This is a genomic window from Bacillus sp. SG-1 (assembly GCF_000181495.1).
Lineage (GTDB): Bacteria > Bacillota > Bacilli > Bacillales > Bacillaceae_B > Rossellomorea.
The window spans coordinates 181,324-194,209 of the sequence record NZ_ABCF01000001.1 but is presented as its reverse complement, the minus strand read 5'-3'; the positions used below and the strand labels follow the sequence as shown (position 1 = coordinate 194,209).

The window sequence follows — 12,886 nt, the reverse complement described above, 5'->3', positions numbered from 1 at the left end:
TGATTTAACAAGATTTTCGCCCGGATTATGACTACTTCAGCACTTTACTCATACATTTCCTTGTGAGCTAAAAAAAGACCCATTGAAGAAATCAACAGGTCTTACTACTACACTTATTAGAACCAACGGAAGCCGGGTTTTTCATCTTCTTCTTTTTCTTCCGTTTCAACTGCTTCCTCTTCTGCTTTTTGAGCCCCTCTCCAAAAAGCATCCCAGACACTATGGTTCGGTTTTTCTTCGGCAGCTTTAACCTCTTCTTCTATATCAACATTTTTCTTTGACATGGATGTACCTCCTTTGAATTTGCTTCCGGTTTAGGCCGGTAAGGAAATCGACATTACATACTATTCAAAGTGAGGCATATCGTTTAGGCGTATGACTCAGTTTTGTTTAATTTCTCCCATTAGTGTGTTCAAGACATTTTTCAGAAAGTCTTCATATTTGAAGTCAATGTTTATGAAATGGTTTGGTTGGGGGTCGTTTTCCATATTTCTGAAATCAGCATAAGTAAAGCCCTGGGTTTTCTCTTCCGTGGAAATCAAAACCTTTTTTTGCACAATCGTTGTATTTTCCAAATTCGATAACAGATACATCGTATATAAGTCATGCAGCGGCACCCCTTCCAAGCCTGGCTGCAACTCTTCATACGCTTTTTGATAGAACATAAAAATTGGAAGAAAGATTTCTTTAAATTGGTTCCGGCTTTTTTCAGCCAATAGCCTTATATGCTCTTCCTTTAATTGGGCATATAGTGTCACATTTAAGGGGGCCACATACACAGGCGGTCCTGCATTCAGCACAAAATTTGTGGCGGTAGGATCACCGTGAAAGTTAGCTTCAGCTATTTCTGTCACGTTGCCGGGAACCAGGAACGCGCCTCCCATGAGGAATACTTCTTTAATCCTGTCTTTAACAAATGGATTCAAATTGAATGTTAAGGCCATTGAGGTATTCCTGCCGATATCAACAAAGTGTAGATCTTCATGTTTGTAAATGATATCGAGGATTGAACTGAATGGTTGTGCTTCGTACTTATATTCATCAGGGATTTTGATTGGTCCTATCCCATCTTCACCATGAATTTCGGGATAGAATGGCTCATATTCTCCAGTAAGAGGTTTGGAGGCTCCGTTTATGACAGGGATATCTTCCCGCCCTGCCAAAGAGAGAATGTAAGCAGCATTTTTGGTTGCGTCCCCCTGGCTGACATTACCGAACCCCGTCACAATTGCCACCAACTGAATCTCCGGGTTGGTTAAGGCGTAGATAATCGCAAACGTATCATCTATACCAGGGTCTGCAAATAACACTACTTTTTTCATTGCAAGCTCCCACCTTTCAGAAAAATCCTAACAACACAGGATATTCAAGAGAATCCGATTTTAGTTGTGAAATTGAAAAACACACCGGTCACTTTATCGCTTTAAAGCACGAAGAGGGACTGTCCCTCTTCGTACTTTAAAGCGGTAAAGTCCACATACAAAATAAAAAACTTCCTAATGAATAGGAAGTTGAATGATCACGGTACTATTTTGTTGTTGGATGAGGATTATCCACAACTTGAAGAACTTCTGATGAAGGAGCCATTTCGCTTTTGCAAAGCGGGCAATGAGGTGTCTCTTCACTTTTGAAGTTATCCCTCATCCAGCCTTTGCAGCCTTCAGATGAACATTTCCATATCTTTGTTTCTTCTGTTTTGATTTCTTCTTCATTTCTTCTTCCAAATGCCATCGTGTCATTACCTCCTTTTTCATTCAAAGGCCGATTTGCAGATGACTGTGAAGTTCTTACAAACCGGTCTTACAAAAATAGCTACCCTGTTTCTGATGGGTAGCTATTTTTTAGCATCAGCGCACTAAAATTATAATTTTACAACGTTAGCTGCTTGTGGTCCGCGGTTGCCTTCAACAACTTCGAATTCCACACGCTGACCTTCGTCAAGAGATTTGAATCCTTCGCCAGTGATAGCACTGAAGTGAACGAATACATCATTTTCGCCTTCAACTTCGATGAATCCGAAGCCTTTTTCTGCGTTAAACCATTTTACTGTACCTTGTTTCATATTAGGAACCTCCAAAGAATAAAAAAAATTTAATATGTTACTTTTTTAAAAATAAAAATTCACATATTATGAAAAGTACCGGCTGAGAAAGGCGATCACTTTTTATAATATGTGAATAGCTTTCGGTTTTGCGGTGTTCAAAATATTAATTCTGATACTCCTATTATAGTACATTAATTGATTTTGTCAAATAAGTAAATGGTAATGGTTTCCGAATTTTTATGGAAAGGCGGGCCATTTACGGACCCGCCCATGGCTACTTCTTGCCTTTCTTCCTTGAAGACTCAGCCCGAACCCCGCCCGGCAGTTCGCTTGCAGTTGTTCCCTGCCCTTCAACCTGGGCAGATCCCAACCCTGCTTTTGATGGATCTTGTTTCTTCTTAGCCATAATATCACCTCGGAATTTAGTATGACAAAATCCCCAAGAACCTATGTCAGCTATTTTTCAATCGGGCTTTTCATCTTCCATCCGCCGATTGAGAAGCCGCCCATCTTAACAAGCACATGATCGCTTAGCCTTTTATACAGCGAGACCATCTCTTCTTCAGCAGAAACTTTCAATGATTCCAGGAAGATCCGTGAAAATTCTTCATCGGGAAACGGGTCCTTTAAATATTTTCCCAGGTAACTCTCCTCACTTAAGTAAGACGCGATTTGGTAATAGGGAATCTGTTCCAAGGAAAGAAATTGACAATATTGATCGAACAGGACCTTTAAAGAGTTATAATAGACAAATTTAAATTCCTTACCACCATTTTCGTAAAGGTCCTGAAGGTTATCAAGAGAATCCCATATTGCATATTTAATAAATTCCAGTCCTGTTTCCCCAAGTTTTTCAAATGGTTTCTCCAGCCAATCTCGAGCCTCTTCTTTCAATATAGAGATGGTCCCTTCGTCATCAAAAATAATTTCACCGGTTGCAAATTGGACGGCCGCATGGGTGCTTCTCTCTCCATAATCCTCTTTAAAATAGTTTCGGATTTGGGCGGGTGGGTTGCAGAAGTATTCAACCAAATAACCGTCTATGATTCTGTTTCCCCGCTCCCTCCATTGTTCGCCTTCCTTTAAAACCATATGTACATCAATATCTGACCGGTTTGACGGGTTCCCTGTAATGTAGCTCCCGCAAACCAATACTCCAGCCAACTCAGAAGCATACGGCCACTCTTCCAAGAAAGCTTCCAGTGCTTTTCTCCAGTTCTCCATGATTCTCCTTCTTTCTGTGGAATTTCCGCTAAAGAAACGGTAATAATTTCAGGTGGCTGAGGACAAAATACTAAAAAATCCAGGTTAAGGGTGTTTGGGCATGGTATTTAAATGGCGTGACAAGAAACGAAGAGAGGAAGAAAAATCAATAGCCCACAGCCTCAACTTCGAAGGCTTGAAAGAAGAAATAAAAGATTCCTTGAAACAAAGTGCCGACCTGGCTTTTCATGAAATTAATACAGATGGACATCAAATTTTGATTATCTATCTAGAAAATATCATAAATACAGATCAACTTCATCAACATATTATTAAACCGTTGGAGCGTACAACAGATGAGCTGAATCCAAAAGCCATTGCGAATACCATCAATATCGGTAAAATTTCTTTTACAAACCATCTGATTGATGTAACAGAAGCTATATTGAACGGAAATGCCTATATTTTCGCCGAGGGGCAAAACTGTGGTGTGCTTGCAGATATCGCTGACAAGGCCAGCCGTTCTCTCGAGAAAGCAGAAACCGAATCTTTGGTCTTCGGGCCAAAGGTTGCCTTCACGGAAGATTTGTCCACGAATATGAATGTCATTCGAACGAATGTAAGTGATCCAAACCTTTGTGTGGAAGAATTCATACTTGGTTCAAGAGTTAAGACGAAGACTTATCTCATCTACATTAAAGATATTGCAGACGAAGAAAATGTCAATACTTTCCGCCAAAGAATGAAAGAACTCGAAATAGACAGTATTATAGACAGTTCAGTATTAGCGCAGATGATTGAAGACAATTCTTACACGGTCTTTCCGCAGCTGATCACAACCGAATTGCCCGACCGCTTAAGTATTTCCCTTCTGCACGGAAAAATTGGGGTACTTGTAGACAGAAGCCCTCAAGCTATCATCGGGCCAACGACATTCCTTAATTTCTTTGAGTCTACCGAAGACATCTATATGAGATGGAATATGGGAACTTTTCTGAGAATGCTAAGGTTCACCGCTATCATGCTTTCTGTTCTGTTAACACCGGCATATGTAGCTGTCCTTACCTATCATTATGAAGTCATCCCTTCTTCCCTTTTGGTTTCACTTGGGGAATCACGGTCAAAAGTACCATTCCCTCCTGTTTTTGAAGCCCTGCTCCTGGAGTTCATTATTGAACTTCTCAGGGAAGCCGGAGCCCGTCTTCCGACAAAAGTCGGTCAAACGATGGGTATCGTTGGAGGTATCGTAATCGGTCAGGCTGCAGTGGAAGCGGGATTCACCAGTAATATATTGATCATTATCATCGCCATCAGTGCATTGGGTTCTTTTACAGCACCCAGTTATGCCATCGGGACAGCTGTCAGGATCATCCGGTTCCCAATCATCATATGTGCAGGATTTTATGGCGGGGTCGGTATTGTATTTGCCTTTTCATTTCTACTGATTCATCTGCTGAAGCTCACAACCCTTGGAAGACCATATCTATCACCAATCTACCCGCTGTCGATTTCTGATTTGAGGTACAGCTTGTTCAGGCTTCCATATCAATTCATGGGCAGGAGACCAAATTCCAATTCACCTATCGATAATCAGAGAATGAAAAAAAGAAAGAAAACAGAAACAAAAGATGTCGACGAATGATAAAGGATTGTGCTTATGAAAATCAATGTTGATCCGCCAAAAAACTTAATGTTCAATTCTTTTTTTGTTATGTTTGTTATCCATGTCGCTCAAACAGGGGTGGGGGTCGCCGGTTTACCCCGGGTCCTATTCCTTGAAGCAGGCCATGACGCTTGGATATCCGTCTTATTTTCCGGCCTTCTGTTAGCGGCAGCAATTACTGTCATGGTGCTACTTTTAAAAAATTATGACAGTGCCGATCTGTTCGGGATACATAAGGATTTGTTCGGAAAATGGATTGGCGGCTTATTTAGCTTCGTCTATATCAGTTATATGTTGACCATAGCCTACCTGATCATTATGCACTATACCGAAATGGTACAGGCATGGGTTTTTCCTCAGATGCCAACATGGGTCCTGTCCGGACTGCTTATTTTCCTTACAGTGTACGCCGTCTTGGGCGGAATACGGGTACTTGTCGGGGTCAGCTTCATGACATTTGTCCTGGCATTTTGGCTGCTTTTTGTTATGTATGCTCCGATTAAATATATGGATTTCAATCATTTTTTCCCGGTGTGGAATCATAGTATCAAGGAATTGTGGATGGGGGTATATAAAACTTCTTTCTCTGTTATAGGGTTTGAATTGCTCTTGTTCGTCTATCCTTTTGTAAAAGATAAGAATAAAGTTTTTAAGTATACTTTGTTTGGAACTGCCTATACAATTTTCCTATATTTTGTGGTGACGTTCGTATCAATCGGATTTTTTTCAGAAATGACATTGGAAAAAACCATTTGGCCTGTCCTCTCGATGTTTAAAATTGTCCGAATCCCGAACTTGGAGCGTTTTGAATTCATCGCTGTTTCTTATTGGATGTTCGTCATTCTTCCGAACGTATGTTTATATTTCTGGGCAGCCACCCGCGGGATGAAGAGGGTGTTTGGATTGAAACAAAAAAAGTCCATCTACCTGTTTGCCGCTCTGCTATGGATTAGTACCTTCTTCATCGATCAAAGAATTGAGATGAACACATTTACGGATAAAGTGGGGACTGCAAGCTTCTATCTAACGTTTGTGTACCCTTTCCTCCTCCTCGCAATAGTGCTGACGAAAAAAATTTTTAAGAAATATAAGGGGGCTTCAGCGTGAGAAGGACAATTCTTTGTATAGCAGTCATTTCAACGTTTCTCCTGCTCAGCAGCTGTGTAGAAACTAATTATCTTGAGAAGCAAGGACTGATTACAGGTGTAGGATATGATCAAGCCCAAGAAAAAGACAATATTGCTGGAACAATTGTCTTTTATCAATTCAACCCAGCAATGAAAAACTTATCAACTGTCATTACCGGTAATGCGAATACAAGTAAAGGAATCAGGCTGCAGGCGAACTTGGAATCAGACCATAATTTAGTTTCCGGCCAGCTTCGCGTCGCTCTATATGGGGAAGAATTAGCGAAAAAGGGCATCAGCCCCTTAGTCGATACATTATCAAGGGATGCCTCTATTGGAAACATGATTTATTTGGCGGTGGCTTCCCCCTCTGCAGAAAAAATCTTATCCTTTCAACCAAAGAGCCAGCCGGTCAACATGGGAACTTATCTTTATAACTTAATTCAAATAAGCATCAAAAACGAAACAATTCCTAATCCTACCCTTCAGTCATTTACAACTAGTTACGGGTCAGTAGGGAAAGACGCTATCCTCCCTCAGCTGTCAATCATTGAAGATAAGGTCGGAATTGACGGCTTCGCCCTGTTTTCAGATGATCGCAAAGTCGGGGTGCTGGATAGAGAGAAGATATTCTATGTCCGTTCTCTAGTTAATGAACTAAAGGCAGGCAACACCGAGGTCGAATTGTCAACAAAACCATTCGAGAAAGAAATTAAAGAAGCTGACTCATTTAGTGAAGAAGAAAAAGAAATAAAGGAAAAATTGCATATTACCATGGACAACATAAAGAGTAAGCACAAAATTGATGTTATTGACAAAAGTAAACCATCGTTTGATATTAAACTTACACTTGAATCAAGAATTCTGGAAATGACAGTTCCTTTTAACTTGTCTGAACCAGCAGTCTTAAACAAGATTGAGAAAGAGATGGAAAAATCCATAAAAGAGGAAGGACTCTCCGTTATTAAAGAACTACAAGAAAAAGGCACAGATCCCATTGGCTTCGGTGCCCACTACCGGGCGGTAAGCAGAGAAAAGGAACTTACTAAAGAGATGTGGAGCGAAATTTATCCTAACGCCGAATTCAACTTAAATGTTGATGTAACAATTATACGAACCGGCATCATCGACTAACCGGTTTTCTTTTTTAATATTTAGTTTATTCAAAACCTCCCTGATTTCTATTATAATGACAACATAGCAGAATGATGGAGGTTTACATGACCGTATTCAATACTTTCCAGAAAAAAATGTTCTACAATTACATAGGCGGATCGCTTATAGCTGTTCTTGGTGTCGGTTCAGTATTCATCTTTCAACCGCTGGCCTTCCCCGTGCAGAATTTCACTATATGGTTTTCATATTTTCTTCTCCCTCCTCACCATGTTCACTATGGAGTATTTCGTTTACAGGAGGCACGTTCAGCCGATTAAAGCCGTCTATCAAGACCAGCAATACTCTTTCGAATCACTTGAAAGAGCCTACCAGCACAGCTTACTTTTCCCCTTGTTGACGGTTAAAATAATCATGATTCCGCATTTTTTAGGACTGGCTGTCCCGGCAACCGTACTTGCATTTCTTCATTATGAAGGATCTGCTCAGCATCCCTTATAGTTACATAGGTTATGCTTGGGCCGGTGCATTTCTGTTAGCAACTATGCATGCGCTCATAGAATTTTATTTAACCTTTCAAACCTCTGCACCTCTCATAACAGATTTAGCCCATAAAGCACAAAAGCTTTATAAGACAGACCTTTATAGGGATAAGAATTTTTATCTTAGTTTAAAAAGGAAACTGTTGGCAGGATCACTCTTCCTTGCGCTCTTTCCAGTACTGTTGTTTAGTCTCGCGTCACAAGTACGCCTTTCCCTGACTTCTGAACCGCAGTCCGGCTATTGGAGCTGGGCAGGATTCCTGGTCCTTATCATCCTGACTCTGGCATTCCTTGGAACCATCCTTTTATTCAGGAACATAGAGAAGCCTGTAAAAGACTTGCAGCACGGCTTTCAAAACGTTGAACAAGGTCATTTAGCTCCTTTGAATAACCCTTATTCAGACGAATTTTCCGACTTGATAAATGGTTTTAACAACATGGTGAGCGCCATCCAGGTGAAAGATAAGAAAAACGAACAATTATTGGCTAGCTTTTTCGATGTCATTGCAGGCACATTGGATGCCCGGGATCCATACACTGCCGGACACTCACAACGGGTTGCTGACTATTCGGTATGGATTGCAGAGAGTGCAGGCTGGCCGCGTTCAAAGATTGAGCTGCTAAGAAAGTCAGCCCTCCTTCATGACATAGGTAAATGGGAATACGAGATGAAGTGTTGTTAAAGGATGGAAGACTTTCAGAGGAAGAATATGCCCAGATAAAGCTTCACCCTGTAATCGGAGCGAATATTCTTGAAGGAATTGATTTGACAGAGGAACTTCTGCCGATACTGCCTGGCATCAAATATCATCATGAAAGGCTGGATGGAAAAGGATATCCAGAAGGACTCTCAGGCAGGGACATCCCTGATTCTGGAAGAGTCATTGCCGTAGCGGACGCCTACGATGCCATGACATCCGACAGGCCTTATCGGAGAGGCATGAGTGTCCTTAAAGCCCTCTCCATTTTGGAAGAAGGAAGAGGTACTCAATGGGATCCTGTGTATGTCGACCACTTTATAGCTTTACAGCAAAAAGAAATGAATAGGCATATGGAACACGCTTCTGCCCCACGGTAGAAGCGTATTTTTTTGATTGCTTATTTAATACAAGTTTTAATGAAAAGAAAATAGAGAATATATATGAAAGGGACTTTTTGAAGTCACTGCAATATTTACATAGGAGTGAAGTTATGCCTGAAGGAAAATGGTTTCGCAGAGGCTATGCCGTTGTACTGCTGCTATTGATTATTTATTTAGGAACACTAGTTGATTTCATATTCAAGCCGCTTACGGTCCTTGTGACTGCTCTGTTTGGACCGATTGTGCTTGGCGGTATACTGTATTACCTTTTTAGACCGCTCGTCAACTTATTGGCAAAAAAAATGCCTAGAGCTGTCGCCATACTGCTTCTCTATTTAGCTGTCATCGGATTGATTACCGGAGTGGTCTTTTATGCAGGTCCCATCCTGCAAAGACAAATCAGCAGCTTGATAGAAAACACGCCGCAACTTATTGAAAAATTCCGCCAGACATTGCTGAATCTACAGCAAAGTGAGTGGGTTTCCCGCTTTCAGAACGGGGACAGATTTTCTTTGGAGGATATCACCAACAGACTGACAGACTACCTGAATGAAGCAGCTTCCACGCTTGGTTCAAACCTGATGAACATTCTCAGTACGATTACAAACATTATCGTATTGATTATCTTAATCCCATTCGTCCTTTACTACATGCTAAAGGACGGGAATAAATTGTCGGGAAAAATTTTAAAGCTGGTGCCTAAAAAACATGAAGAGGAAGGGAAAAAAGTATTAAGTGACATGGATGATGCCTTAAGCTCATATATCCAAGGGCAGGTAATCGTAAGCTTTTGCGTGGGCGTACTCGTCTATATCGGCTACTTGATCATAGGGCTCGATTACTCCCTGGTAATCTCAATCCTGACAATGCTGACAAATGTCATCCCATTCATAGGCCCCCTCATCAGTTCCATACCAGCTATCATTGTTGCATTCTTACAGGAACCGATCATGGCTTTATGGGTGATTGTCGTCATCCTCATCGTACAGCAAATCGAAGGGAATCTGATCTCTCCACAGGTCATGGGAAGGAAGCTGGATATCCATCCCCTGACGATCATCCTGCTATTGGTGGCTGCAGGAAAATTCGCAGGGTTCCTCGGCTTGCTTCTGGCTGTACCTGCTTACGCTGTCTTGAAAGTCATCTTTATACACGTCTATCGTTTCATTAAGCTTCGTACAGATTTATAATTCATTTTGACAGGAATAACCTCAACTGCTTGTTGTTCCTGTCATTTTTTATGGTCTTTTTACAAGGCTTTTTGTAATCATGGCTGCTTTGATAGGCAGTTTGCTGATTCTCACTGCAGGTGTGACTCCGCAGTGCTTGATGTTATAACTCTTCGTCTCGCTAATAAAAGTCACACTTCTTCAACTTCAACCTACTCATACAACAACTTTTCATAACCCCCACAACCAACCTTCTGCAGAATGAAAAACCGGACTCAACGGAGGCCGGTTCATACTGAAGAGGGCATTTCAAGGGCAGCCTTCATCTTTTCTTTTTCTTCGTCACTTAATTTCTTAGGAGTCTCTCCCTCCATAAGGAGAAGTCCATGATATAACTGTAAATCGTCATCACAATCCTCGCAGAATACCTTTTCATCCTCATTCCAAAAAGCTACAGTGTTCTTTTTTTGTTTTGAATGCTGATATTCTTCACGAAGTTCCTGAATCAGAGAGAGAAATTGATCAAAAGCTTCGTTCTCATTTGTATATTCCTTTACCTCTGAAATATCTTTTTCCCAGTCAGAAAAAAACCACCAGGGTTCTGTCTCTCCCGACGTTCTGACTACCTTCCACGATGTCACTATTAACACCTCCGCAATCCTACGGGTAAATTGTACAAAATTATGAGCAGGATAGAAAATCATCTGCTTCATTTTCACCCTGCTAATATGATTTATTCACATTTTAGACAAGTTATTGATGGACAAGGCATATATTTGTACTAGTAAAAGGAGGTTGAATAATGAAATTTGTCGTGTTGAAAAAGGGGTCTCTATTATTATTTATTATTGGATTTCTGGCATTATCACTTGGTCTCGTATGGATGCTTCTGCCGAAAGAGGCATATCCGACCGTGACCATGAATGGTGAAAATCCTAATGTCCAAGTGATTCAGCTCGTGACAGGGGAATTTTCTTCTGAAACCGAGGACGGAAAAGAAATCGAGGCATACAGGTGGGATCCAGGGACAATTGTTGTCGATAAAGGAAAAGAAATTCAATTCCGCATCTACGGGGTGAACGGAAAAGCTCATCCATTTTATATTGAAGGAACAGATATAAAGGGAACTGTAAAAAAAGGCGAAGAATCTATTTTTAATGTTACTTTTGATGAAAAAGGGACCTACAGGCTCGTCTGTCAAGCTCATGAAACCATTGAAAAGAACGGACCTATGATTGGTTACATTGTTGTTAAATAATCAAAAGGCTGTCTCAACAACGAGACAGCCTTTTACTATTGTTACAGTATTCCCAATACCAAGCCCAGAAAGGCAGCTACTAACCCGGCTGAGTAACTGATCGCCAAATAGAGAAGGGATTCCCTTTTATATCCTGCCTTCCTTAGAGACAAGGCTTCCACCATAAAAGTGGAATACGTGGTGAAAGCACCTAGAAATCCAATACCGAAAAAGGCATAGCTTGTGCCTTCCACTCCTGCTCCTAACAGGATACCAAGAAGGAACGCACCTAAGAGGTTTACCATTAAAGTCGCCCAAGGAAAACGGGATTGAAGCCTGCTCTTAATAAAACTGCCAATAGCAAAACGCATTACTGCCCCTATAAATCCCCCGAAGGCTATCGCTAAAATAGTCATTCCTTCACTCCTTTCCCCTTTAATACATGAAGCCCGGTCCAGGCTAAAAACAAGCCTCCGGCAGTACTGAGAAAGAAATATAGAAAAGCCAGGTAATAGTGGTCTTCCTTCAATAATCCCAGCGTTTCTACACTGAATGCCGAAAAGGTCGTGAAGGATCCAATCATACCTGTACCTACAGCAGCAGAAATCTCAGAAGGGATCTTTTTGTTCTTCCACCATGTATCTGTAAGAAGTCCCAAAAGAAAAGAACCAGCCAAATTGGCCGCAAGAGTCCCGTATGGAAATGCAGCCGGATTGAGTCCCAAAAGCAAGTTGCCTGTGAGGTATCTCAGAATACTGCCTGCTGCGCCGCCTAACCCTACAAATAAATAAATCATATCTTTATCCTTTCACTATGTAAAATGTAGCTATAATTGCAAATGAATTCTCATTTAAATATGAAATACAGCAAGAAAATAATTTATAAATGAAAAGCACACTCCCCTATTCTAACCCTGCAGGATTAAAATAAAAAGAGTGTGCATCTATTCAAGTCTTACTTGTTTTCTGGTTGATCATTGTATGATTTACACACCGGGTTCAATCATCGATAAATTGCCCTAACACAATGAAAGCCCTTCCTCTCGATCATCCTTATGGCTCCTTGGCCATGCCAGTGAGAATTAGGGGGAAATCTAACAATAAAAATATCATACAACATTAACTTTTTTGCATCGGATAATGTTTTTAAGCTTTTTTGCTGGATTGAAAAAAGCTGCCTTATTCTTCAGCGGATCCTTTGAATCCGTATGGAATAGGATTAAAAAAATCGATCAAGCATCAGTTGATCTTCAGAAGTTTGTTTGGATGTACTACTACGGAGATTAGTAGTCAGTAAGACCTGACTTTGATGTGATTTATGATCACAAACACTAACTATACAGGATATATGGGTGTTTGTCAACAACCCTTAAGGATCCCCTTAATCTGTCCAAGACTTTGCAGTGTGATGAAACAAAAAGCGATAACCAGCCTTTGGGTAGAGCTCTTGCATGAGATGAAGGAAGCATAATAGCGTATAGCGTAGTGAGTTGATTTTCATCTAGACATATTATTCTTGATACTTAAAACTGATTTCCTCTCCAGGTGTGTGACTCCGCGGGGCGGGCGGTGAGCCTCGGCTGCGCCTGTATGAAAAGTGGAAGCGCCCTGGTCAGACCCGACAGGCAAATGTTCCTCAGCAAAAAAAGGTGATCTTCCCTTTTATTTGCTGAGGGTTATTTGACCCCGAGGGGCTGGGCGCTGCAAC

The 12,886-nt window shown here is 41.0% G+C and carries 17 protein-coding genes; 8 read left to right on the top strand and 9 right to left on the bottom strand.

Annotated features, from left to right (window positions below; all coding sequences use genetic code 11):
- Nucleotides 1–116 precede the first annotated feature (116 nt).
- The 6 genes from BSG1_RS20680 to BSG1_RS00955 form a co-directional block, all read right to left on the bottom strand.
- The gene (locus BSG1_RS20680; RefSeq protein ID WP_006834901.1) at nucleotides 117–284 is read right to left on the bottom strand and encodes a hypothetical protein; all 168 of its coding nucleotides are present in this window, start codon (nucleotides 282–284) and stop codon (nucleotides 117–119) included.
- 96 nt (nucleotides 285–380) lie between these two features.
- On the bottom strand, nucleotides 381–1,322 hold the full coding sequence (locus BSG1_RS00970; RefSeq protein WP_006834900.1) for a nucleoside hydrolase: 942 nt from the start codon (nucleotides 1,320–1,322) through the stop codon (nucleotides 381–383).
- 205 nt (nucleotides 1,323–1,527) lie between these two features.
- The gene (locus BSG1_RS00965; protein WP_044022155.1) at nucleotides 1,528–1,731 is read right to left on the bottom strand and encodes a cold-inducible protein YdjO-related protein; all 204 of its coding nucleotides are present in this window, start codon (nucleotides 1,729–1,731) and stop codon (nucleotides 1,528–1,530) included.
- Between the two features lie 130 nt (nucleotides 1,732–1,861).
- Nucleotides 1,862–2,062: a cold-shock protein gene (locus tag BSG1_RS00960; protein WP_006834898.1), complete on the bottom strand. Its 201-nt coding sequence runs from the start codon at nucleotides 2,060–2,062 to the stop codon at nucleotides 1,862–1,864.
- A 256-nt stretch (nucleotides 2,063–2,318) separates the two neighbouring features.
- Nucleotides 2,319–2,450 carry a YuzL family protein gene (locus BSG1_RS19980; protein WP_006834897.1) on the bottom strand — a complete coding sequence of 44 codons (132 nt, stop codon included), beginning with the start codon at nucleotides 2,448–2,450 and terminating at the stop codon, nucleotides 2,319–2,321.
- 50 nt (nucleotides 2,451–2,500) lie between these two features.
- Nucleotides 2,501–3,268, bottom strand: a complete 768-nt coding sequence (locus tag BSG1_RS00955; RefSeq protein ID WP_006834896.1) for a nucleotidyltransferase domain-containing protein — start codon at nucleotides 3,266–3,268, stop codon at nucleotides 2,501–2,503.
- Nucleotides 3,269–3,368: 100 nt separating this feature from the next.
- Between BSG1_RS00955 and BSG1_RS00950 the strand changes: the two genes are divergently transcribed.
- From BSG1_RS00950 to BSG1_RS00920, 7 genes are all read left to right on the top strand, one after another.
- Entirely contained in the window at nucleotides 3,369–4,889 is a 1,521-nt protein-coding gene (locus BSG1_RS00950) for a spore germination protein (RefSeq protein WP_006834895.1), read from the top strand.
- 15 nt (nucleotides 4,890–4,904) lie between these two features.
- On the top strand, nucleotides 4,905–6,017 hold the full coding sequence (locus BSG1_RS00945) for a GerAB/ArcD/ProY family transporter (protein WP_006834894.1): 1,113 nt from the start codon (nucleotides 4,905–4,907) through the stop codon (nucleotides 6,015–6,017).
- Nucleotides 6,014–7,171, top strand: a complete 1,158-nt coding sequence (locus BSG1_RS00940) for a Ger(x)C family spore germination protein (RefSeq protein ID WP_006834893.1) — start codon at nucleotides 6,014–6,016, stop codon at nucleotides 7,169–7,171. Before BSG1_RS00945 ends, BSG1_RS00940 begins: the two co-directional genes overlap by 4 nt.
- Nucleotides 7,172–7,257: 86 nt before the next feature.
- Nucleotides 7,258–7,470: a hypothetical protein gene (locus BSG1_RS21245; RefSeq protein ID WP_044022154.1), complete on the top strand. Its 213-nt coding sequence runs from the start codon at nucleotides 7,258–7,260 to the stop codon at nucleotides 7,468–7,470.
- Between the two features lie 365 nt (nucleotides 7,471–7,835).
- On the top strand, nucleotides 7,836–8,375 hold the full coding sequence (locus tag BSG1_RS21485; protein ID WP_269479304.1) for an HD domain-containing protein: 540 nt from the start codon (nucleotides 7,836–7,838) through the stop codon (nucleotides 8,373–8,375).
- On the top strand, nucleotides 8,348–8,770 hold the full coding sequence (locus BSG1_RS21240) for an HD-GYP domain-containing protein (RefSeq protein ID WP_006834890.1): 423 nt from the start codon (nucleotides 8,348–8,350) through the stop codon (nucleotides 8,768–8,770). The genes BSG1_RS21485 and BSG1_RS21240 overlap by 28 nt, the downstream gene beginning before the upstream one ends.
- A gap of 113 nt (nucleotides 8,771–8,883) precedes the next feature.
- On the top strand, nucleotides 8,884–9,963 hold the full coding sequence (locus BSG1_RS00920) for an AI-2E family transporter (RefSeq protein WP_006834889.1): 1,080 nt from the start codon (nucleotides 8,884–8,886) through the stop codon (nucleotides 9,961–9,963).
- Nucleotides 9,964–10,232: 269 nt separating this feature from the next.
- On the opposite strand, the gene BSG1_RS00915 is transcribed toward BSG1_RS00920, so the two are convergent.
- Nucleotides 10,233–10,583 (bottom strand): DUF1033 family protein, encoded by a 351-nt coding sequence (locus tag BSG1_RS00915; RefSeq protein WP_044022301.1) that lies wholly within the window; start codon nucleotides 10,581–10,583, stop codon nucleotides 10,233–10,235.
- 161 nt (nucleotides 10,584–10,744) lie between these two features.
- Here BSG1_RS00915 and BSG1_RS00910 point away from each other — a divergent pair, with 161 nt between their 5' ends.
- A complete protein-coding gene (locus BSG1_RS00910; RefSeq protein ID WP_006834887.1) occupies nucleotides 10,745–11,200 on the top strand; it encodes a cupredoxin domain-containing protein in 456 nt (151 codons plus the stop codon).
- Nucleotides 11,201–11,241: 41 nt separating this feature from the next.
- On the opposite strand, the gene BSG1_RS00905 is transcribed toward BSG1_RS00910, so the two are convergent.
- Nucleotides 11,242–11,595 carry a fluoride efflux transporter FluC gene (locus BSG1_RS00905; RefSeq protein ID WP_006834886.1) on the bottom strand — a complete coding sequence of 118 codons (354 nt, stop codon included), beginning with the start codon at nucleotides 11,593–11,595 and terminating at the stop codon, nucleotides 11,242–11,244.
- A complete protein-coding gene (gene crcB / locus BSG1_RS00900; RefSeq protein WP_006834885.1) occupies nucleotides 11,592–11,975 on the bottom strand; it encodes a fluoride efflux transporter CrcB in 384 nt (127 codons plus the stop codon). Before crcB ends, BSG1_RS00905 begins: the two co-directional genes overlap by 4 nt.
- Nucleotides 11,976–12,886 lie beyond the last annotated feature (911 nt).